The 23,712-nt window shown below is 45.7% G+C and carries 19 protein-coding genes; 7 read left to right on the plus strand and 12 right to left on the minus strand.

Going from position 1 to position 23,712, the window contains the following annotated elements:
• Window positions 1-45: 45 nt before the first annotated feature.
• Together selA and fdhE are read right to left on the minus strand one after the other, a co-directional pair.
• Window positions 46-1,437, minus strand: coding sequence for an L-seryl-tRNA(Sec) selenium transferase (gene selA / locus BM135_RS07860; protein ID WP_092519215.1), 1,392 nt, complete (start codon window positions 1,435-1,437; stop codon window positions 46-48).
• A gap of 17 nt (window positions 1,438-1,454) precedes the next feature.
• Window positions 1,455-2,390, minus strand: coding sequence for a formate dehydrogenase accessory protein FdhE (gene fdhE / locus BM135_RS07865; RefSeq protein WP_092519216.1), 936 nt, complete (start codon window positions 2,388-2,390; stop codon window positions 1,455-1,457).
• 301 nt (window positions 2,391-2,691) lie between these two features.
• Here fdhE and BM135_RS07870 point away from each other — a divergent pair, with 301 nt between their 5' ends.
• A complete protein-coding gene (locus BM135_RS07870) occupies window positions 2,692-4,764 on the plus strand; it encodes a plasmid pRiA4b ORF-3 family protein (RefSeq protein WP_245737327.1) in 2,073 nt (690 codons plus the stop codon).
• 117 nt (window positions 4,765-4,881) lie between these two features.
• Here BM135_RS07870 and BM135_RS07875 read toward each other — a convergent pair whose 3' ends face one another.
• The 5 genes from BM135_RS07875 to fdnG form a co-directional block, all read right to left on the minus strand.
• Window positions 4,882-5,091: a type II toxin-antitoxin system RelE/ParE family toxin gene (locus tag BM135_RS07875; RefSeq protein WP_092519218.1), complete on the minus strand. Its 210-nt coding sequence runs from the start codon at window positions 5,089-5,091 to the stop codon at window positions 4,882-4,884.
• A gap of 3 nt (window positions 5,092-5,094) precedes the next feature.
• The gene (locus tag BM135_RS07880) at window positions 5,095-5,352 is read right to left on the minus strand and encodes a type II toxin-antitoxin system RelB/DinJ family antitoxin (protein ID WP_092519219.1); all 258 of its coding nucleotides are present in this window, start codon (window positions 5,350-5,352) and stop codon (window positions 5,095-5,097) included.
• A 143-nt stretch (window positions 5,353-5,495) separates the two neighbouring features.
• The gene (gene fdoI / locus BM135_RS07885) at window positions 5,496-6,137 is read right to left on the minus strand and encodes a formate dehydrogenase cytochrome b556 subunit (protein ID WP_092519220.1); all 642 of its coding nucleotides are present in this window, start codon (window positions 6,135-6,137) and stop codon (window positions 5,496-5,498) included.
• Complete coding sequence (gene fdxH / locus BM135_RS07890) at window positions 6,134-7,060, minus strand: formate dehydrogenase subunit beta (RefSeq protein ID WP_092519221.1); 927 nt, start codon at window positions 7,058-7,060, stop codon at window positions 6,134-6,136. Before fdxH ends, fdoI begins: the two co-directional genes overlap by 4 nt.
• Before the next feature lie 12 nt (window positions 7,061-7,072).
• A complete protein-coding gene (fdnG, locus tag BM135_RS07895) occupies window positions 7,073-10,075 on the minus strand; it encodes a formate dehydrogenase-N subunit alpha (protein ID WP_245737328.1) in 3,003 nt (1,000 codons plus the stop codon).
• Between the two features lie 216 nt (window positions 10,076-10,291).
• Between fdnG and fdhD the strand changes: the two genes are divergently transcribed.
• From fdhD to BM135_RS07925, 5 genes are all read left to right on the plus strand, one after another.
• The gene (gene fdhD / locus BM135_RS07905) at window positions 10,292-11,137 is read left to right on the plus strand and encodes a formate dehydrogenase accessory sulfurtransferase FdhD (protein ID WP_092519224.1); all 846 of its coding nucleotides are present in this window, start codon (window positions 10,292-10,294) and stop codon (window positions 11,135-11,137) included.
• Window positions 11,138-11,492: 355 nt separating this feature from the next.
• Window positions 11,493-12,236: a Slam-dependent surface lipoprotein gene (locus tag BM135_RS07910; protein WP_245737329.1), complete on the plus strand. Its 744-nt coding sequence runs from the start codon at window positions 11,493-11,495 to the stop codon at window positions 12,234-12,236.
• Between the two features lie 93 nt (window positions 12,237-12,329).
• A complete protein-coding gene (locus BM135_RS07915) occupies window positions 12,330-13,802 on the plus strand; it encodes a porin family protein (RefSeq protein WP_092519226.1) in 1,473 nt (490 codons plus the stop codon).
• Between the two features lie 60 nt (window positions 13,803-13,862).
• On the plus strand, window positions 13,863-16,814 hold the full coding sequence (locus BM135_RS07920) for a TonB-dependent receptor domain-containing protein (RefSeq protein WP_092519227.1): 2,952 nt from the start codon (window positions 13,863-13,865) through the stop codon (window positions 16,812-16,814).
• Between the two features lie 24 nt (window positions 16,815-16,838).
• Window positions 16,839-17,666 (plus strand): energy transducer TonB, encoded by an 828-nt coding sequence (locus tag BM135_RS07925; protein WP_092519228.1) that lies wholly within the window; start codon window positions 16,839-16,841, stop codon window positions 17,664-17,666.
• 10 nt (window positions 17,667-17,676) lie between these two features.
• Here BM135_RS07925 and mnmE read toward each other — a convergent pair whose 3' ends face one another.
• The 5 genes from mnmE to rpmH form a co-directional block, all read right to left on the minus strand.
• On the minus strand, window positions 17,677-19,041 hold the full coding sequence (mnmE, locus tag BM135_RS07930; RefSeq protein WP_092519229.1) for a tRNA uridine-5-carboxymethylaminomethyl(34) synthesis GTPase MnmE: 1,365 nt from the start codon (window positions 19,039-19,041) through the stop codon (window positions 17,677-17,679).
• A gap of 188 nt (window positions 19,042-19,229) precedes the next feature.
• Window positions 19,230-20,846, minus strand: coding sequence for a membrane protein insertase YidC (gene yidC / locus BM135_RS07935; protein WP_092519230.1), 1,617 nt, complete (start codon window positions 20,844-20,846; stop codon window positions 19,230-19,232).
• 2 nt (window positions 20,847-20,848) lie between these two features.
• A complete protein-coding gene (yidD, locus tag BM135_RS07940; RefSeq protein WP_092519231.1) occupies window positions 20,849-21,109 on the minus strand; it encodes a membrane protein insertion efficiency factor YidD in 261 nt (86 codons plus the stop codon).
• Complete coding sequence (gene rnpA / locus BM135_RS07945; protein ID WP_092519232.1) at window positions 21,073-21,432, minus strand: ribonuclease P protein component; 360 nt, start codon at window positions 21,430-21,432, stop codon at window positions 21,073-21,075. The genes yidD and rnpA overlap by 37 nt, the downstream gene beginning before the upstream one ends.
• Before the next feature lie 18 nt (window positions 21,433-21,450).
• Window positions 21,451-21,591, minus strand: a complete 141-nt coding sequence (gene rpmH, locus BM135_RS07950; RefSeq protein WP_000831330.1) for a 50S ribosomal protein L34 — start codon at window positions 21,589-21,591, stop codon at window positions 21,451-21,453.
• A gap of 728 nt (window positions 21,592-22,319) precedes the next feature.
• On the opposite strand from rpmH, the gene dnaA reads away from it, so the two are divergent.
• Window positions 22,320-23,708, plus strand: a complete 1,389-nt coding sequence (gene dnaA / locus BM135_RS07955) for a chromosomal replication initiator protein DnaA (RefSeq protein WP_092519233.1) — start codon at window positions 22,320-22,322, stop codon at window positions 23,706-23,708.
• The last annotated feature ends 4 nt before the right edge of the window (window positions 23,709-23,712 follow it).

Genomic DNA, 23,712 nt, shown 5'->3' on the forward strand with positions numbered 1-23,712 from the left:
TTTTATAGCAACAATTTCCATAACAACAATTTCTATAACAAATTTCTATAACAACAATGCCCGTAATAATTCACTTCCATCTTCCAGACAACGTAGATCCAGCCATAACCGACCATCATACAGGCGTCCAATCACTGGTTTTTCCAAATTGCGCCATTGGTGAGCTAATTTTTCCAATGTGCTGCCACGTCCATCAACGGCAGTAAAAGTCAGCGCCCAACTGGGCAATCGATCCACAGGCAAGGAACCACTGCCAATTTGGGAATAGCAAGGTTCATCACGAACAATGAGTTTTTCGCTGTAATATGCCTGCATTTGGAGAAGTAGCTGTTGCGCCATATCACGGATTTCGCCTTGCGGACGGGTCAACAAACGTAAAGTCGGTAATTTCTGGCGAAGTTGCTCTGGATGTTGATAAAGGCGCAAAGTTGCTTCCAGTGCAGCCAGCGTCATTTTGTCTGCCCGTAAGGCACGCTTCAGGGGATGCTGCTGGATAGCCTCTATCCACCGTTTTTTGCCCACAATAATGCCGGCTTGTGGGCCACCTAGTAATTTATCGCCGGAGAAAGTCACCAGATCGATGCCGTGATTCAGATAATCCTGAGGCATCGGCTCTGTGGGTAAACCATATTGTGTCATATCTATCATGGAACCACTGTCAAGATCGATAGCAGTTGGTATTTGGGATACCATGCCCAATTTCGCCAGCTCCCCTCCCGACACTTCAGCCGTGAAGCCCTCAATACTGTAATTACTGGTATGCACCTTCATCAGCATACCGGTATCAGGATTGATCGCCCGCTGATAATCTTTCAAATGCGTCCGGTTCGTTGTCCCCACTTCTACTAAACGGCAACCCGCTTGCACCATAACGTCAGGAATACGGAAAGCTCCGCCAATCTCAACCAATTCACCACGGGAAACGATAACCTCTTTTCCTTGCGCCACTGTTGCCAGCACCAGTAAAACCGCAGCAGCATTATTGTTAACGATGCAGGCATCTTCCGCACCAGTTAATGTACAGAGTAAATCGGCCAGTGCGCGATCACGATGCCCCCGGCTGGCACCATCAAGGGAGTATTCCAATGTAACCGACGAGCGCATGGCCTGTGTCACGGCATCAATTGCTGTTTCAGCCAACAATGCGCGCCCCAGATTGGTATGGAGCACTGTTCCGCTCAGGTTAAATACTGGCTTCAATGCTGATGTCTTGCCCCAGTCCAATCTTCGGTGCAATGATTCTGCCCAGTCATCACTCCATTCTGGCAAGGCTTGATGCTCACGAATATTGAATCGTGCCTGTTCCTGCATTTCCCGCAATATATCCACCACTTGCGTCTGCCCATGAGATGCAATCAGCAAGGTGATTTCCGGCTGCCGCAACAATTTGTCAATGGATGGTAACTGACGGTACAACGAATTTATTACTTGTGTCATCTCGCCCCCCATTCCCTTTATTCGTTGGGAAACAGAAAAGGGTTCAGGCTACTGCGGGCAAAACCTTCTTCTTCCATTTTGGCATCCAGAATCAACGACGCCAGATCATCTGCCACAGCATCTACATTCGGATCTTTTTCCTGATACAGAATTTTGAGATAACTGCCACAATCACCACAACTTTCCACCTTAATTGCCGCTTTCTCACTCTCCAATGACCAATAATTCAGGTCTCTGGTTTGTTCACAGTTACTGCATTTGATTCGAACAACATGCCATTCGCTTTCACACAGATTGCAATGCAAATAACGCAACCCCTGACTAGTACCGATTTGCACCACACTGACCACCGGCATACTGCCGCATACCGGACAAAATTGGCGATGTTCTCCATATTCCGCCTGTGCCTTACCGGGGATTAAACTGGCCATTTGTGTCCAATACACAGATAACGCAGCCCAGACAAACACCGCCTGATCAGCACTGACTTTGCTGAACTCGCTATTGAGCAACGCACTCGCCATCTCTTCTAATTCTTGTGCTGAATTTTTTGCCAGATTTTCGAGGACAGGTTTCACATGTTCGGGTACAGTAGGTTGTAATTCCGCAATCAAGGAATGCAGGATATTTTGCCAGTGCTGAGTACGCCGCAACGTTTTGCAATCCAGAGGGACAAAACCCTCTTGTTGGGAAGAATAACGAAGCAACTCGTTCAATTCTACATCCAGCGGGTTGTCATACAATGCCTTTTGCTGGGCTTGTGCAATTTCCGCCACAAAGTTCAGATAATTTGCAAATGGATTACTTTCTGTTGCCAACGTTTTCAGCCGCTTGGCGCGCTGTTGGTACAATTTTTTCAGGTTGGTAAACAACAATGGGGGAATAAAGCCAACAGATCTTTCATTCACTCGCTCTTTGGTCAACTGCTCTTTAGGAACAATGCGAATACTCATTATCTTAACCTTTCCTGTTATGTTGATATGCCCGTTATATTGATACATAAATACCCAGCCATCTTACCTTGCCGGACAGCAGAATAGCATTACCATATACCCAAGGGATTTCAAATTGCATCCTATAAAACAGCAAGTTGGAATATAGACTGGATAAATTTCAACACAAGTTTACTGACCTTGCAAAAATTCAGATTAGACTATTGTTAGGCTATTTTTAGTCATAAAGAGGGAAGGGTGGATTTGATAGCATGATAATGAGCGCTCTTCTTGGTTAAACTATCGATAATTGAAGAGATTAATGATGAAACTTACACCTGAGAAATTGCTATCTGCAATAGAAAAATACGCCCATACCCCCGAAAAACAGCAAACCTTAAACCAAAAACAAATGCTGTGGTTTTCCGATCCTGAGAACGTTTTCTTATTACTCAGCCTGGTGCTGACCCTACCTGAAGAGATGATGACCAAGATGGGGGACAGCATTAGCAATTGGGTTAACGTTGCAGTAGCGGAACTTGCATTAACAACAAACAAATTGCCTGTTGAAGACAAACAGCAGATTGAAGAGATCATTGAGCAAATTTTGGTTTATGCCAATGAAAATTTCGAGCTTAACGGTGAATGCGTGCTGTTATGTCTATCGAGCTTGAAAAGACATCAGTTTCATATCAAAACTGACATCGCCCAACTATTGGGTACCCCGAAATATGCTGATGACACTAACATTGCCACCTTTCCTTCACCTCCCCCCAATTTAAGCCAACTATTTGAGCAAGTCAGAATTGAGTCCGGCCTTGAGTTCCTCGAATTTTTTGAAAGCGGTTTTTCCGTGATTCCCCATGATGGCCTAAGCCATCTATTTTCAGAAGTGGCCCGGTATCCGTGGGGCATAGATGCCCTGCTTCTGTTGACCCAGTACTTTGAGGAACCGATAGCCCTTGCCAGTGCGCAAGCGTTGGACGATTGCCCTTCCTCTGCATGGAAAAACTTATCCTATCTGCAACTTGTCAATCTGTGTACCCGATTTAACCGCCATCCTTCCATTCACTCTTGTTTTAAGCGCTGGAAAAAAAGAGCGATGGCACATCATACCGTTCGGGAACCCGCTGAGATACATGAATTATACGCCACCCATGTTGATGGAAATGACTGCGCCAACATGATCATGACAATCAAACTGGATGGTCAAGAATACCAAATGAATATGATGCTGGATTTTAAATCTGGTATCCGCGAGAGCTTATTGAATAGTGATCCTGACCTAACCATCCTCGAACTGATTAAAGAATTGAACACTCATGACGCTCATATTGACTTTGTCCCCGTTTCTCCTGACTGGCTACAACAAATTTTACCGTGGATACTTTCAGTTCAGCTAAATAAAAAAACACCTATTGAGCTTTACTCACTTTATTGGTTGTCACGACTTCCCTTCGAATGGACACAGCCAGAAGAGTTTGAACTTGAGCATTGGAGCCAGAAGCTGGGCTATCAAGCTGATCCAAAACGACAAGAGCGGCACCGCCTTGGCACTACCATGGGTTCACCATTAATCCTGAGCTGGTTAGCGCCAGAAGAATACTTATCAGAGGCGAAACAGCCCAAAGATTTATTAAAGCTCTATTACTATGCAAATCGGGAGCTGTTTGCTGGGCGACTGACTTATTCCGCCGCAATCGAGCAATATAGGCTGCCATCACCAGCACCACATTTGGTAAATCAATATTTAGATTTGGCCTATACCCTCAGAGATCCCGCGTTAAATCGCAAGAGATTTGCTTTATTTGACACTTTAGCTGAGCTCAGTTTTGAATATTTTTACTTGGAACAAGATGAGGAGATCCTGCCGCAAGGATTGGTTCTCAAAGTGAGTTTACTTGATGCCAGCCCGGCCGTATGGCGCCGAATCCGTGTCAGCAATCAGCTCACGCTGATTGAATTTCATGATGTAATACAAAATGTCATGGGCTGGGAAAACGAGCATTTATTCAGGTTTAATATTTCAGGGATCGATATCCCGGAAGAACATTATGACCAAACATGTATCGGCGTATTTCTGGATGAAATTGGAGACGAACTCAGCTACCAATACGACTTTGGTGATGATTGGCTCCATCAGATAACAGTAGAGAAAGTGCTGCCAAAAGATATTATCCAGCCTGAAATAACCGCAGGTAACGGTATGTGTCCGGCAGAAGATTCTGGTGGCATTTGGAGTTGGAATTATTTACTCAAACTAAGAAAACAAAAAGTACTGACGGAAGATGAAGCTGAACAATTAGAGTTTGTGGGCTTGTCGCCAAGTGAATCGTTAGAGCCTTTTGATAAACAGCAGGCTAATAAGCGGTTAAAGGCACTATTCAACCAATAAAAGTCTCAGTCAATAAAACCGAAGGAGGAGAATAATCCCGGTTTTCTTCGCTAACGGCTATTTGAATAAATCAGCATGGTTCCCAACGCGATACACGATCAATTCCGTGTCAGTGCGTTAGTAAATCAAGAGTAAATCTGGGGCACCATGACACTCCAAGTAACCAATATGGTTACCAATCAGTCGGTGCTCTTTATATTTCGAAGGTAATGGCTGGCCTGTCTGTAAAAGCGCAAGAGTTTCGAGGATAATCCCTTGCGCTTTTTTGTTGTTGGCATACTTTTTAGCATCCTTTTTAAACCGACTCTGGTAAACAATTGTCAGCATGATCTACCAACCTAGCTCATGTTTTAACTCATCAATTGTATTGACTCGGTGAACTCCCTTACCATTTTCCAAATCACGAGTAGCTTGTAGTGTTTCGCTATTTGGCTGAAGAAATCCATCAGGAAGTTGCCCTTCAACAGCCAGTCTATTAACAAGCATACGGATCACAGTAGACAAATCGAGTCCTAAGGCTTTGGCATTCGCCATAGCTGCTTCTTTAGAAGCTGAGGACACTCTGGCTCTCACTACGGTATCAACCATACAATTGCTCCCATTAGATGTACAAATAATAAACATTGTGGCCATATTGTAGACACAAAGCAAAGCTTATCAATTGTGACAATAACCAAGGAAACAAGAACGGCAGAAACAAGGCAGGATACACAAAATACCCTGCCTCAAATTTATTTTTTCTCTTTTTGCCGTTCTTGTTTCACAATTTCACGATACCAGCGAGGATGATGTTTTTTCGCCCAGCCACGTGTTACCCAACCTTCTACCATTGCCCGCACTGATCCCTTCACCCAAAACGCAGCATAGGCATGAATAATAATAGTCAGGATCAGACCAATCGCTGCCAGTGAATGAACCAGTAAAGCAATTCGGATCAATGGAATAGGGAAATACTCTGCAAAGTAAGGGCGCCAGATAATGATTCCACTGAGCAACAACAGAAACAGGCAGACACTCACTAACCAGTAAATCCCTTTCTGACCGAGGTTGTACTGCCCTGTGTCCCCCGCTTCTTCATTACGCAGCACTTTGTGAATATTCTTCGCCCATTCGATGTCATTCCTGTCAATCAGGTTATGTTTGAAATACCTGAAAAACATAAAGACAAACAGGAAGAACATCACCGAACCTGCAAATGGATGTAGTATCCGTGAGAGCTGTGGTGTACCAAAGATATTCATCATCCAGTTCAGAGAAGGAAAGAAAAATCCCAATCCGCTGATGGCAGTAAACAGGAAACAAATCACAACCGCCCAATGATTGATTCGTTCAACCGGAGAGTGGCGAATAATGACATCGTTACGCTTTTTCATTTCTTCACCTCCTCATTGTTTGCATTGTTCGAATCAATATCATTAAGTGCGCTCTCTTCCTCTTCTTTGGAAACTCGGTTCGGCCCAATACCCACATAATGGAAAATAGAAGCAGCAAAAGTAGCGGCAAAACCAATCGCGGCCAATGGCTTCCAAATACCTTTCCAAAAGGTGACAGTCGGGCTGATGCCAGGATTATCCGGCAACCCATGATAGAGCTGAGGTTTGTTGGCATGGTGCAGCACATACATAACATGAGTTCCGCCTACACCTTCGGGATCGTACAAACCCGCATTTTCATAGCCTCGCCCGTTAAGTTCCTCAACCCGCTCTGCCGCCAGTGCTTTCATATCCTGTTTGCTGCCAAAATGAATCGCACCCGTTGGGCAAGTTTTCACACAGGCCGGTTCCTGCCCTACACCAACACGGTCAACACACAGAGTACATTTGTAGACGCGATTATCTTCTTTGTTGATACGCGGCACATTGAATGGACAGCCTGCAATGCAATAGCCGCAGCCAATGCAGTGTTCTGACTGAAAATCAACGATGCCATTGGCATACTGAATAATCGCCCCTTCCGCCGGGCAGGCTTTCAAGCAACCCGGATCAGCACAGTGCATGCAGCCATCCTTGCGGATCAACCATTCCAGCTTGCCATTCTCCTCCACTTCGGAAAATCGCATCACCGTCCATGATTTCGCCGTCAGATCAGCAGGATTGTCATAAACACCAACGTTGTATCCAATTTCATCGCGGATGTCGTTCCATTCTGAACATGCCACCTGACACGCTTTACAGCCGATACAGGTTGTCACATCGATCAGCTTTGCTACCTCTTGCTGGTGATCCCGCACACGAGGCGCGGGAGTCAGTGAATTGGTGGCAGATCGACGAATAATGTCCTGAGATTGCAATGACATGATTTTTCTCCTCTACACCTTTTCCACATTAACCAGAAACGCTTTGAATTCCGGTGTTTGCGTATTGGCATCACCGACAAACGGCGTCAGTGTATTCGCCAGGAACCCTTTCTTCGCCGCGCCTTCAAAGCCCCAGTGAATTGGAATACCGATGGTGTCCACTTCACGGCCGTGAACATTCAAGGTACGAATACGTTTCGTCACTACCGCTTTGGCCTTGATATAGCCACGATTAGAGCTGACTTTGACGGTATCGCCCTGTTTGATGCCTTTCTCTGCCGCCAACCGTTCACCAATTTCCACAAACTGCTCTGGTTGAGCAATAGCGTTCAGCAACGCATGTTTTGTCCAGAAATGGAAATGTTCGGTCAGGCGGTAAGTGGTTCCCACATAAGGAAACTTATCCGCCTTGCCCATTGCTTCAAAATCGCTTTTGAATACCCGGGCAGCCGGATTGGAAACCACATTCGGATGCAGCGGGTTGGTTCCCAACGGAGTTTCAAATGGTTCGTAATGCTCAGGGAACGGCCCTTCTGCCATTTTGTCGATGGCAAACAGACGTCCCATACCTTCTGGCTGCATGATAAATGGCCCTACATCCGTTCCAGGAGCCGCATTGCTGTAATCAGGAATATCCACCCCGCTCCATTTATCGCCATCCCATGCAATCAATTGGCGTTTAGGGTCCCACGGATTGCCCTGTGGATCGGCAGACGCACGGTTATACAGAATGCGGCGATTCAATGGCCACGCCCATGCCCAACCCAGTGTATTACCGATGCCAGATGGATCAGCATTATCGCGGCGTGCCATCTGGTTACCTTCCGGTGTCCAGCTTCCGGCGAAAATCCAGCAACCACTGGCGGTTGTGCCATCATCACGCAATTGGGCGAAAGAGGATAATTGCTGACCTTTTTTCACCAACATATTGCCGCTAGCATCCAGCAAGTCAGACAAAGCGCGACCGTTATTTTCCTGTGCCACCTCTTCCGGTGTTGGAGCATCCGGATTAAAGTAATCCCATGTCATGCTTAACACTTGTTCTGGTGCCGCACCACCTTCCTCGCGATACAGATCACGCAATCGCTTGAAGATGCCCGACAAAATTTCACCATCCCCAATCGCTTCCCCTGGTGCATCCGCACCTTTCCAGTGCCATTGCAGCCAGCGGGCTGAATTGACTATCGAGCCATTTTCTTCCGCAAAACAGCAGCATGGCAGACGGAAGACTTCGGTCTGGATAGTTGCAGGATCAACATCGTTAAATTCACCATGATTTTGCCAGAATGACGAGGTTTCAGTACTGAGAGGATCAACCGTGACCAAGAATTTCAGTTTCGATAACGCAGCAACAACTTTATTCTTGTTCGGGAATGACGCTATCGGGTTGAAGCCCTGACAGATATAGCCATTGACTTCCCCTTTCGACATCATTTCAAAATATTGCAGGACATCGTAAGGTTTATCCCACTTCGGCAACAGATCAAAACCCCAATCATTCTCTTTACGGGCATTATCACCATAGAAACTCTTCATCAGGCTGACAAAGAACTTCGGATAATTTCCCCAATAATTAACCTGCCCTGAAACGGTGGCTTTTGGTGTATTGGCCTGCAAATAGGTTTGCAAATCGGTCTGTTTTTCCGATGGCAGGGAGAGATAGCCCGGCAGGCTCTGGGACAGTAATCCCAAATCGGTCAGTCCCTGAATATTGGAGTGACCGCGCAGCGCGTTAATGCCACCCCCAGCCATGCCCATATTGCCGAGCAGCAACTGGATCATCGCCATCGTGCGGATATTCTGCGCGCCAGTGGAGTGTTGCGTCCAACCCAGTGCATACAGGAAAGAAGTGGTTTTATCTTTCGCACTGGTTTCAGCCAGATATTCACACACCTTGAGGAAATCTGCCTTTGGTGTACCACAAATATCGGTCACGACATCCGGAGTATAACGGCTGACGTGAACCTTCAACAGATTCCAGACACAACGTGGATGGGTCAGAGTTTTATCACGTTTGGCGAAACCATTTTCATCCAACTCATAATTCCATGTCGTTTTATCGTACTTACGATTTTCAGCATCATAACCGCTGAACAGGCCATCATCGAACGAGAAATCTTCCCGCACAATCAGGCTGGCATTGGTGTAAGCCTCAACATATTCACGGTTAATTTTTTCATTGGTCATCAGGTATAAAATCACACCTGATAGAAAAACAATATCTGTACCGGAACGGATAGGCGTATAGAAATCCGCCACGGATGCCGTACGGGTAAAACGGGGATCGATAACAATCAGTTTGGCCTTGTTGTGAATTTTGGCTTCCATCGCCCAACGGAAACCGACAGGATGTGTCTCAGCAGCATTCCCGCCCATCACGACAATCAAGTTCGCATTCTTAATATCCACCCAGTGGTTGGTCATCGCACCGCGACCAAATGTTGGAGCAAGACTTGCTACCGTTGGTCCGTGTCAGACACGCGCCTGGTTGTCTACGGCAAGCATGCCGAGAGCGCGACTAAATTTCTGCGATAAAAAACCGGTTTCGTTACTGGCCGCAGAAGCACACAACATGCCCGTGGTCAGCCAACGGTTAACCGTCACACCATCTTGATTGGTTTTAACGAAATTGGCATCGCGGTCTTGTTTCATCAATCTCGCTATGCGATTGAAGGCTTCATTCCAGCTTATTCGCTGCCATTGATTGGAGCCGGGGGCACGATATTCCGGATAGTGCAGACGATTTTTGCTGTGAATAAAATCCACCAAACCAGCCCCTTTAGGGCATAGTGCACCACGGTTTACAGGATGATCCGAGTCTCCTTCAATATGAAAAATCGTAGATTTGGCATTTTTGGCACCATCACCGAGGCTGTACATCAATAATCCACAACCGACAGAGCAGTATGTGCAGGTATTTCGGGTTTCACGCGCACGCAGCAATTTGTAGTTACGTGTTTGTGCAATCGCGGCGGTTGGGACAAACCCCAGCGCGGCTGCCGTCGTACCTGCCATACCGCCAGCGCAGATCTTAAAGAACTTTCTTCTGCTGACTTACATGGGGGATCTCCTTACTCACATTGCTTATTAACACTTGCTTCTTATCAAGATTTTCTTGGGTGATAAAACAACATTTGGTAATAATTTGATGAATCATTTTTGATTCTGGGCACTGTCTGCTATAAATCCACACAAACAGTATTATGAATCAATCTATCGGGGAATTCACTAATGGATGATGCAAGGTCAGAAAATGAGTTAACCATGGAAGGAATCAACGGTGCTTTCCGTATCAATGTGCAACAAAAAAACGCAAAACAAAGCAAACAGTTAAGCAGAGCAAAGCTGGATTGGGTAGCCGAAGAAGTTCCTGTCGCATTGGTTTATAACGGTATTTCCCATGTCGTGATGATGACCAGCCCGAAGGATCTCGACTATTTCGCCATCGGGTTTTCATTGTCGGAAGGGATTATCGCGTCTCCACAGGAAATTCGGGGCATTGATTCGATAGTCAGCAGTCATGGCGGCATTGAATTGCATATTGAACTTTCCAACCGCCGTTTTGCCAGATTAAAAGAACGCCGACGTAATATGGCAGGAAGAACTGGCTGCGGTATCTGCGGCACTGAGCAACTGACAGAGATCTTTCGCCCAATTACACCCCTGCCTTTCACCCAAACCTTTTCCCTCTCTCACCTTGATACTGCACTTGCCCAATTACCGCGTGTTCAAGACATCGGTTCACTTACTGGCTGTACCCACGCGGCGGGTTGGATTGCCCCTGAGGGGGAATTGCTTGGTGGTTGTGAAGATGTCGGCCGCCATGTTGCGTTGGATAAGTTACTGGGAATGCGAGCCAAAACGGGTTGGCAGCAAGGCGCTGTGTTGGTTTCCAGCCGCGCCAGTTATGAAATGGTGCAAAAATCAGCTAATTGTGGCTCAGAAATTTTATTTGCCGTTTCTGCTGCAACCTCGCTCGCCATTGAAGTCGCACAGAAATGCAATCTAACGTTGGTCGGGTTTTGTAAGCCGGGACGGGCAACCGTGTATACCCATCCACAGCGAATTTTGGATTAATCAAGGCCGTGATACATCCACAGATTTGGCTCAATGTAATAAATTTAATTACATAAGAAACTATTTTAAAAATAATTGTATTGTTAGTAACAAAATAACTTCTGTAAATTAAATCGACTTACCTCACATTTCCAACAAAAAAGCAAATAACTCAGATTTCCCTAAAAAACAAGAAAATAAGTAAAATTCAATAAATTAGATAAAAATAATATCTGATAAACCCTACAAAAACAGAAACAAATAGAAATAATTATCATTTACATTATCATTTGATCGGTGTACGTTTTCCACGCGCAATAAATCAGGCCGTTTTTATGATTGGGTAACGAGGGATCCCCCATTCCAAACGAGGATAATGATGAAAAAAATTAAGGTATTAGTCGCCGCTTTAGCCACATTGGGATTCATGGCACAAGCTCAGGCAGCAGTTGGATTTGGTCAGAGTCAGATAGATACTACACCACACATTCAGGTAGGTGAAACTAAACCCGGCTCAGGCCCACACGGCGGCAAAGGTGGTGAACCTGGTATTGGTGTCAGTTCCGTTTATGGTGGTCAAATCACGGGCTTTGCCGGTTTGACTCGCATGGCACCTGCTGACAACAATGGTATTCATAATATCTCAATGGCAGGCGCACCCGGCTCTCACGGCGGTATGGGGGTATTCCATTTCAGTAAAGTTGCCAATGCAGATGTTTACTTTGGTGAATGGTCTCAAACGGGTAAAGCATCGGATAGCACTCACACCGCTTATTATGCAGGCAAGGATGTCACCACCAATATTCCAACCGACGGTACAGCAACTTATACGGTGGCAGGTATTAACCAATACAGCGGTGACAATGCGCTGTCCGGTACATTTACCGCAGATTTTGGTGAGAAAACGCTGGTTGGTTCACTGGCAAATGCGGCGATGACGATAAATATTGATGCTGATATCTATTCTGATGCCAAGTTTGAGGGCGACGCCAAGATCGGTGATCTTAAGGGGGCAACTCAAGGTCATTTCTTTGGTGATAGTGCCGCCAGTCTGGCTGGATATGCCACATTTGATGGTGACCACTCCAAAGATACCGCTTTTGGTGGTTCTAAACAGTAATCATTAATTTTTCAGAGAACAGTGCCAAAAATGGCACTGTTCTCTGTTTTTTATTTATTTCCAATAACGTGAGCTTTTTGGTCTGGTTTCCCGATGTCTGACAATAGAACAACGCCAATATTATCAGCGGCACTGATGGCTCTAAGCCTCTCTCTGCCCGTTTATGCCGATGAAGATACTCCACGAAAAATCTGGCAGGAAGCACAACATAACCAACAGAAAAATGAAACCAATCTGATTACACCAGATCCTGTTTTCATTGGAAATGACGCTTCACTGATTGTGATTAATGGGCAAACATTTCAGGTTGAAAATAATATTGATGATATCGGTCAGGCTTTATTCCTTGCCATTAACCACCAGCAGTGGCCGGACGTCAAACGCTTTCTGGCGGCTTACCAGAAACTGCCGGGGCATGATGTTATGTTGGTCAATTTTGCCCAAGGCGGATTGGCACGTCTTGAGGGAGACTTAGATCTCGCTGCCTATCATTATCAACAGATTCTGAATCAACAATCCGATTTTCCCCGTATTAAATTGGAACTGGCCCGTGTTTATTTTGAGGATCATAAGAATCGGGAAGCTAAGCAACTCTTTGCTGGATTGAATGAAGAAAAGCAGTTACCCGAAGCCGTTTTGAGAAACATTAACAGCTACCTGGAAGCGATAGAACTGAGAAATGGTTGGCGCGGCTCTTTTTCGGCGGGTTATGCCTATAACGATAATGTGAATATGTCTCCCAATCAGGAGCCCAGTTGTCAGAAATACATAGGGGAAAAATGCTTCGAGTCCCGGAACGTACCCAAAGCCATAAAAGCATGGGGCATGTCTTATGATGCAACATTAAGCCGACGCTACCAGCTTGTTGGTCATCATGGCATTTTTGGCCGCAGCCTGATTTATGGCGAAAATTATCGTGATCACCATGATGAGAACGAAAATACGTTCCTGATGGTCGGCGGATACAGCTATAAAAGCAGAAGTCACAATTTCTCCTTTGGTCCTCTGTTTGAATATAAACAACGTGCAGGTGATACCTACTACCACGCCACCGGTGCCAAAACAGAATGGCGATGGATATTCACTCCCCAAACCGCTCTGAATGTTGAACTTGAACATAAAAAACTACGCCATCAGCAGAATCTCCGTCGGAAAGATGGTGCTCTTTCCTCAACTTATCTCACTCTCTCCCATGCCATCAGCAAAGATTTTGTTCTGTTTGGCGGTGGCGATTGGTTATATCGGGACAATGACCAATATCCCGTGGATCGCTATCAGCAATGGGGCGTTCGGGCAGGCATCGCCGGACAACTCTATCCCGGTATTAATAGTTCGCTATTTGCCACGCTGAAGGAACGGCGCTTTGGGGCCTACTTAGCATCATGGGATACCAGACGTCAGGATACAGAGCAGATCTATACCGCCGGCATTAAAATCCCTGCTGCTGAAATATGGGGAATGACACCTTCTTTCACTTTCCGCCACCGACGCAATCACAGCAATGTGGATTGGTTGTACAGCTATAACAAAAACGAAGTGCTGGTAAGGCTGGAAAAGTATTTTTAATCAAAATCTGATGATTTTTTATTTTTGATGATAATCGATAAATTGAGGCGAGGGATATCAATGGCATACCGAGTTAAAACACAATTCACCCCTATCACAATTGCATTGTCACTGGCATTTTCACTGGCCGCCCCGCCCCTGTTTGCCGAATCCAAACCGACGGCCACAACCCCAAACGGCAAGACAGATCTGGGAAAAATTCATGTCACGGATAAAAGCGATAAAGATGAAGAGGGTTATAACGCGGTCTATGACAAAGATATCGCCAATATTTATATCGGCAAAAAAGAAATAGAACGCTATAAGGGGACTTCTCCTGCCGATTTAATTAAAGGCGCAGTTGGCGTATACAGCGGCGATGCCCGCAATGGTGGCGCGTTGGATATCAATATCCGTGGCATTCAGGGACAGGGGCGCATTCCGGTCACGATTGATGGTACGGAACAGGCGATTACCGTAGGACGGGGTTATCATGGAGCCAATAACCGCAACTACATCGATCCAAACCTGATCAGTAGCATCGAAATCGAAAAAGGCCCCTCTCTGAACCGCAGAGTTAAAGGATCAATCGGCGGTGCAGTATCTATCAAAACATTGACCATTGATGATGTCGTGTCAGAAGGAGAGACCTTCGGTATCAATACCAAACTGGAAACCAGCAGCAACTCCGTGAGAGAACGTATGCCTTCCCTGTCACTGGGGCAGGACTACCGTGATATTCCCGACTTTATCCAAAACGATGTTGAAACCGATCCTGCATTAAAAATCACCCCACATTCGTCAAAAGACAATAAGCTGTTTGGCTTCAAAGATAATGCGTTCCGCATCGCTGTGGGTACACGGCAGGAATATTTTGATTTGATGATGGCTTATGCTTACCGCCGTCAGGGTAACTATTTTGCCGGCAAGGGAGGTGCTCATCGTTATGATGAACCAATCACAGACGCTGATGAAAAACTCATGACAGGCGCATTAAACAGTTTAGATCCTTATCTGCCATTTGCAGCCCGTATTTATCGCTCCGGCAATGAAGTTCCCAATACTTCCAGTGAAATGCGTTCTGTGTTAATAAAAAACACTTGGCACCTTAACGATGACCAAGCCCTACAACTGGGCTTTCGCAATACGCGAATGGAGTTCGGTGATATTATGCCTTCCAGGCTGGCAATGGTGCTTGCTAAAGATAATGTGGTTCCCCAATGGCCATTAGCCAATGCCCACCAACAAGCCACCTACTTGACCTATAAATGGCATCCCACCGATAACCCCTATGTCGATTTAGACATGAATCTGTGGACAACCCGCACGACGAGCAACACCAACACCGCAGGTGGATATCCCCGTAGCCCGATTGACAGAGATTATCAATGGGAACGAGGCACCGAAGGCAGGAACCCCAATATTGATGGAACATTAATAAATACCTCTGCCACCAATTCTCAAAATAATCGTTGGGGGCTGGATATCTCAAATAAATTTGAACTCACCCGTAATCTGGATTTGACTTTAATGGGGAATTTCCAACGTGAGCGCCTTAACTCCAGTGATGGCTACAATCCCTATAATATGTATTTCTTCCAGTCACCTGCTAGAAAAGGGCAACGTCAGGAAATCAATCTTGCCTTTAATTTTGACTGGCGTCCTACTTCATGGCTGGCATTGAGCGCTGGAGCCAAACGCGTTTCCTATTGGTCTAAAGATGATTTTCTCACTGAACGACGCGCCGCAAGAGATGGACGTTACGAAAAACAGAAGGAAATCATTGGACATAAAATGAGTTACTTGCGAACACTGACAACAGAAGAAGCTGATTATCTCAAGAAACGGTGGGATGACGACTACTATTCCAAACTCAGCAGGCAAGAAAAAAGAGAAGTACGTAATAAAGTCAAGGACATATTCCTTAAACCAGAACGTAGTGGGCAAAAACGCTATATGGCTAAGGAAGAATTCACTTGGAATTACGCTCCCAACAACGGCCAGCTCAATAAAAACGATAACCCCTATTTCAATGGTCAACTGGATATGAATGAAAAGGTTATCGACCCAATGAGCGGTAAAGAAGTCTATAAATATGAATACGGCACAAGCGTTAATGCAGATGGTATAGCCGGCCCTGATGTTGACGATCCCTGGGAAACACCGTCAAAGCGTAAGGATCACGTTTGGGCTCCGACCTTCTCTGCTACCGCTTATGTCACCGACGATTTCCGTATCTATACCCGTTATGCCGAAGCGGTCAGAATGCCCAGTATTTTTGAAGATACGGTCGGTTTTTCAGGCGCCAAAACTAACCGCGGAGGCCAACAGTTCAAGCCTGAACGCGCAAAAACCGCCGAAGTAGGCTTTGTCTATGATTTCAGCCAATTGGTTGAGGCTGAACGTCATGCCGATATCAAACTCTCTTATTACAATACTGTGATCGAAAATGTATTTGATAGGGATAATACCTATAAATTCTCCCAATTAGATAAACAGAAACTGGCCGGTCTGGAATTACAGGCACGTTACGATAATGGCAGTTTCTTCACCGATATGGGGTTGGTCTACAATATGAAAAACAAAGTGTGTGACAACAACTCTGTGTTAAGAATGGACTCTCAAAATCGCTATGGCATCCCAGAATGTATTGATGGTGGTTTTCCCGGCGGTTTTTTACGTACCTCCATCCAGCCTAAATACTCAGCCAATCTGACCATCGGCGGACGTCTGCTTGATGAAAAACTGGAGCTGGGCAGCCGGATGCTCTACCACAGCAAGGCAGAAAACAAAGATGAAAAATGGCTGATGAATGCCTTACCGGATGTTTATAAAGGGCAGTCTAACAACCCTATGCGCTGGAACCCGGTATTTACCGTTGATGCCTATATCAGCTATCAAATCACGCCAGACATATCGGTAGAACTGACGGGCACGAACCTGACTAATCGCTATTATCTCGATCCACTGACCCGTTCGATGATGCCAGCACCGGGCAGAACCTTTAAACTCAGTTTGACCAGCCAGTTTTAGAGGCTTGTTTTATTAGAGGATAGTGTGACCAGTACAGCCATATTAGATAATCCAGCCACTTATTCTCCATTGATGCCCAGAAAGGGCTTACTGGTTGGTATCCTGATTGCCATTTTATTGCATATCAGTCTGATATGGCTGTTCAATCGACATGCTTCATATGATGACACAGCCCATCATATCAACAACAATTCTTCTACTACGGGGCTATCGATTACGATGGTTGCCGCCTCATCGTGGGAGAATAAGCCGGAACCTGTTTCGCCGCCAACCCCGCTTTTAACTGCACCGGAATCACCGATAAAACCTGAAATTGTGCTGGATAAAGCGATCCCAACTGAAAACACAGTGGCAAAACCGCTGGAAATCAACAAACCAAAGAAACGTAAAAAGCAGCAGAGAGAAAAACAGCAAGAGATAGCAGAAAAGAAACCCACCCCATCACCGCAGGTACAAGAAAACAATAATGCAGAGCAGGTAACCAGCGGTAGCGCTCAGATTAATTCGGAAAGCAGTATGAGCCGGGCTGTAACGTCACAGCCTTTGGTGGGACAGGGAAATAGTGAGATGGATAATTACCACGCAAGGCTGCGGCAGGAAATTGAGCGCCATAAACGCTATCCCCGCAAGGCAAAGAGGATGAAACAGGAAGGCTCAGTCATCGTTAACTTTACCCTGCTGGATGACGGTACATTAACCGCTACCAAAGTGATTAATTCTTCAGGCAACTCTACATTGGATAATGCCGCACTCGATGCCATCAATCGCGCCATATCTGTTGGCCCCAAGCCAGCAGATATGGCGTCAGTGGTCACACTGGAACTCGATTTTATGTTGGATAAAACGAGATAACACCAGTTTTTCACTTACCAATACAAAAACTCGAAAAAATCCGCCCCAACAAATCATCGGAAGTAAATTCGCCGGTGATTTCACTCAATGTTTGCTGTGCCAGACGCAGTTCTTCTGCCAGCAATTCTCCTGAACGGGCAAAGACCAGTTGCTGATGGCCTTCCTGCAAATGTTCTGCCGCCGTATTCAATGCCTGCAAATGACGACGACGGGCAAGGAAACCACCTTCAGTATTACTGTTGAAACCGATTGTCTCTTTTAGGTGGTCGCGCAGCGAATCAACACCTTTCCCATCACGGGCAGAGAGGCGAATTAATGTATAACCGTTGATTTCTGCAACACCCGTTTCTTCCCCGGTCATATCTGTCTTATTACGAATGACCGTAATAGGCAGATATTCAGGCAGCTTAGTCATAAATTCAGGCCAGATTTGTGCTGGCTCAATAGCATCCGTAGTCGTACTGTCCACCATAAACAGCACCCGATCAGCCTGTTCGATTTCCTGCCATGCCCGCTCAATGCCGATACGTTCCACTTCATCACTGGCTTCACGCAATCCCGCCGTATCAATCACATGCAGCGGCATTCCATCGATATGAATGTGTTCGCGCAAAACATCACGTGTTGTACCTGCAATATCAGTCACAATCGCTGCTTCACGTCCTGCCAGTGCATTAAGCAGGCTGGATTTACCCGCATTCGGACGCCCTGCAATCACGACTTTCATACCTTCGCGCAACAAGCTGCCCTGACGCGCCTGTGAACGCACCTGATCCAGTTCTGCGATCACTTCATCCAGACTGGCTTCTATTTTGCCATCGGAAAGAAAATCAATCTCTTCATCAGGAAAATCAATCGCTGCTTCAACGTAGATCCGCAAGTTAGTCAGCGCTTCTACCATTTGATGAACTTGGTTGGAGAACGTTCCTTGCAGGGAGTTCATCGCGGAGCGTGCCGCTTGTTCTGAACTGGCATCGATCAAATCTGCAATAGCTTCTGCTTGTGCCAAATCGAGTTTATCATTTAAGAAAGCACGTTCAGAAAACTCCCCCGGATTCGCAATGCGCACGCCGGAAATAGCCAGAATACGTTTTAACAACAAATCCAGAATAACTGGCCCACCGTGCCCTTGAAGCTCCAGTACATCTTCTCCCGTAAATGAGTTAGGGCCAGGAAAGTAAAGTGCAATTCCCTGATCAAGCACAGAACCATCTACATCACGGAAGGGCAGGTAATCAGCATAACGGGGTTTTGGGAGTTTCCCCAATACCACCTGAGCGACTTCCGCCGCCTTACGGCCAGAAATACGCAGAATGCCTACACCGCCTCGTCCCGGAGGAGTAGCCTGAGCGACTATTGTATCGGTGGTATTCATGAAATTCTCTCTTTTGACCTATATCCGTTATCTTCAAGCAAATAGCTGCTTTATTGACTGTAAACTAAAATCTATTGGGTATATAAACTGCAATAATAAAGGCGGTCAATGACCGCCTTCTACTTATAATTTAAAACTCGTACCTTAATTTTAAAACGAATATCTTAAAAACTAGCTTTTAAAAAGCGTTACTTTTTTTCGCGGGTATGCAAACCGCGTTTCTCCAGACTGCGGAAAATAACCTGCTGCTGGATAATGGTAACCAAGTTACTGACGATGTAGTACAGAACCAGACCAGATGGGAACCACAAGAAGAAGACTGTGAACACGACAGGCATGTAGGTCATGATCTTCTGCTGCATTGGGTCAGTCACGGTAGTTGGTGACAGTTTCTGGATAACAAACATGGTCACACCCATCAGCAATGGCAGGATGTAGTAAGGATCTTGTGCAGACAAATCCTTAATCCAACCAATGAACGGTGCATGGCGCAACTCAACAGAACCCATTAGCATGTAGTACAACGCAAGGAAGATTGGCATCTGAATCAACAGAGGCAAGCAGCCGCCCAGCGGGTTTACTTTCTCAGTTTTGTACAACGCCATCATTTCTTGGCTCATGCGCTGGCGATCATCACCAAAACGCTCACGCATCGCCGTGATTTTCGGCTGCAACAGACGCATTTTCGCCATTGACGTGTATTGCGCCTTAGTCAGCGGATACATGATACCGCGCACGATAAAGGTGATCGCAATAATGGAGAAGCCCCAGTTACCGATGAATTCATGCAGGAATTTCAGTAGCTTGAACAATGGCTGGGAAATGAACCACAACCAACCGTAATCTACGGTCAGATCCAGATGTGGTGCAACTGCCGCCATTTTGTCCTGAATTTCAGGGCCTACCCACAGAGTAGAAGAAATATTCTGCTGGCTCTTCGGCGCGATATTGATGTTTTCACCCTTGTACCCGATGATCGCCATTTTTTGGTCTTTCAGGTCAATGGAATAGAAAGTACTGGTTTTGCTTTCTCCCGGAACCCAAGCAGTAGCGAAATATTGCTGGAGCATCGCTACCCAGCCACCTTTTGTGGATACGGAAAGCGCTTTGCTTTCAATATCACCAAATTTGTACTTTTCGTATTTTATGTTATCAGAAGAGTAAGCCGCACCACGATAAGTATGCAGAGCAAAGTTGCTGCTGCCATTATCACGATGTTTTGGCAAATCAATGCTCTGTTTCAACTGACCGAAAAACGCCATCTGCAATGGTTTGTCAGTGACGTTATTGATGCTGTAATCAACAGAAACTGCATAGCCACCACGTTTTAAAACGAAGGTCTTGACATAAACCACGCCATCCGGGGCGGTATAAGTCATCGGAATACGTAATTCATCCTGACCATCAGCCAAAACAAAGCTATTTTGGGCGGCATGATAAAGCGGACGTTCAGCTTGCTTATCTGGACCATTGGTACCAGTTAATCCACTTTGAGCCTGATAAGTGAACTCAGGGGTTGTTTCCAGCAGTTTGAACGGTGTTTTGGAGCCCAGAGTATCTGGATAGGCCAGCAGATCAGCCTCCTCGATATCACCGCCACGGGTATTGATATGCAATGAAAGCACATCCGTTTTCACGGTGACCAGTTTACCTTGCCCACTGCTTGCTTCGCTACTCAGCGTAGTATTTGCTTGCTGCGTGATCTGGGCCGTTGGTTGTGGGTTTTTGTCATTTTCCCACGCCTGCCAGACCAAGAACGAAACAAACAGCAAGGCGATGAGAAGAAGATTGCGTTGCGAATCCATCGTTAATGTTCTCTGTTATCGTCGTTTTTTTTAGGTGGGACAGGATCATCACCACCTTCGTGTAAAGGATGGCATTTTAATACGCGCTTCACTGTTAACCAGCCGCCTTTTATCATTCCAAACCTGCGCAATGCCTCTATGCCATAGTGGGAACAGGTAGGATTGAAACGACAACGAGGCCCCAGCAGTGGACTAATCACTAACTGGTAGCCTCTGATCAAAGCAATCAGGAGGCGCGAGCCAAGCGACAGTGACGACGCCATAATTTGCCCAAAGCTTCCGTCAGCTCACGGTTATCAAGCTCAGCAACCCCTTTTCTCACCAAAATCACAAAATCCATTGAAGGCAATTTATGCTGGTTTAAACGAAAACTTTCACGAGCCAGTCGCTTAATACGATTTCGCTCATGGGCGCGTTTAACATTTTTTTTGGCGACGGTTAGACCGATGCGGGGATGCCCCAGCTCATTCAAGCGCCCGAGAACAGTTATCTCTGCAGAGCTTGCCCGTTGTGGCTGCTGGAAAACATACGTGAAATGCTCGGGAGTTAACAAACGTAACTCCCTCGGAAAAGCGAGCTTAACCACTTGGTATGGTTAGCTTTATTACTTAGAAACGGTCAAACGAGCACGGCCTTTTGCACGACGGCGGGCCAGAACTTGACGACCATTTTTAGTGGCCATACGAGCGCGGAAGCCGTGAGAACGGTTACGCTTCAGTACGGACGGTTGAAAAGTGCGTTTCATAGCGATTTCTACCTAGCTTAAAATTTGTTACTGATTCAGCAAATGCGTTGGCGACCAGTGAGAAATAAGTAGACACCAATGCCTCAGTCGCAACATCAATATATAGAAAGAGGCAGGATTGTAATAAAATGTACTACCCTGAGTCAATCCAAGATGACACAAGCCTAACCGACTTCCTGTCGGATTTTCTATTTCAATCAGACGTTCGGTCAGACTTTTTGCTACCCGAAGTGCTTACCCCAAATCCTCACCAGACATAAGCCGGAAAAAATCGTTGGTATAACACGTAGGGTGCAAGATTATACGGACTGTGCAATAAAGCGCAAGGATCATACACAGATCATTGCATCTAAAATGAGTGATCATTGCGTTGTTTTCACGTTGAATTTTAAACGATAACTAAATGAAGTTTGCTATATGCCATGATTCCACTACAGTATCTTTTGCGGGCCTTTATATTCTGCAAGTGCCAAAGCGTGGTGATCTCCCTGTGGATAAAAAGCGTCAAAGCTGTGTAAAAGAATGAGGATCTATGTCGTCTTTTGCGTTATGATCGTTGGCCACGATCCCGACCTCTCTCATATGTGGATCGTTGGGGAGCGATGATGTTAAAAATCGCCACAAAGTACATGCTACCTCCTCGCCATTGAGGAATTACACCTTGTGCCCAGCATAACGTATCTTTTATTTCGGTTTCTTTTATTGGTCTTGTTTTAAGGGAGTTCGCCGTGTCACTTTCGCTTTGGCAGCAATGTCTTGCCCGATTGCAGGATGAGTTACCTGCCACAGAATTCAGTATGTGGATACGACCCCTTCAGGCAGAACTGAGTGATAACACTTTGGCTCTCTATGCCCCCAACCGTTTTGTGCTGGATTGGGTAAGAGAGAAATATATTAATAATATCAATTTGTTATTAAATGATTTCTGTGGTCCTGAAGTACCGTTACTGCGTTTTGAAGTAGGGAATAAGCCTGTTTCACCAAACCAGTCTGCAGCTCAGAAAATCATTGCCGATATGCCGGTGGCTGCTGTGCCGTCCAGTTCATCAGTACGCCCAAGTTGGGACAATCCAAAAACCCAGCCAGAGTTATCTTATCGTTCCAATGTTAATCCCAAGCATACATTCGATAACTTTGTTGAAGGTAAATCCAACCAACTCGCCAGAGCTGCTGCCAGACAAGTAGCAGATAATCCGGGAGGCGCATATAATCCCCTGTTCCTCTATGGCGGAACCGGATTGGGCAAAACCCACCTTTTGCATGCTGTCGGCAACAGCATTATGGCACGCAAGTCCAATGCAAAAGTGGTTTACATGCACTCTGAACGTTTCGTTCAGGATATGGTAAAAGCATTGCAAAACAATGCGATAGAAGAATTCAAACGTTATTATCGCTCAGTGGATGCCCTACTGATCGATGATATTCAGTTTTTTGCAAATAAAGAGCGATCCCAAGAAGAATTCTTTCATACGTTCAATGCCCTGTTAGAAGGTAATCAACAAATTATTCTAACATCAGACCGCTATCCGAAAGAGATCAATGGCGTCGAAGATCGGTTAAAATCCCGTTTTGGCTGGGGATTAACCGTTGCTATCGAACCACCGGAGCTGGAGACTCGCGTTGCCATTCTGATGAAGAAAGCTGACGAGAATCAAATCCAGTTACCGGGAGAAGTGGCTTTCTTTATTGCCAAACGCCTGCGATCTAACGTTCGTGAACTCGAAGGCGCTTTGAATCGGGTCATCGCCAACGCCAATTTTACAGGCCGTGCGATTACTATTGATTTTGTACGCGAAGCATTACGTGACTTATTGGCTCTACAGGAAAAGCTGGTAACCATTGATAATATTCAGAAAACTGTAGCTGAATATTACAAAATCAAGGTTGCGGATCTGCTTTCGAAGCGCCGCTCACGCTCCGTTGCCCGTCCGAGACAAATGGCAATGGCGCTGGCAAAAGAGCTGACAAATCACAGCTTGCCTGAAATCGGGGATGCCTTTGGTGGACGTGACCATACAACTGTACTTCATGCTTGTCGAAAAATCGAACAATTGCGTGAAGAGAGTCATGACATCAAAGAAGATTTTTCTAACTTAATCAGAACATTATCTTCCTAGCGCT

The organism is Xenorhabdus japonica, assembly GCF_900115195.1.
GTDB lineage: Bacteria > Pseudomonadota > Gammaproteobacteria > Enterobacterales > Enterobacteriaceae > Xenorhabdus > Xenorhabdus japonica.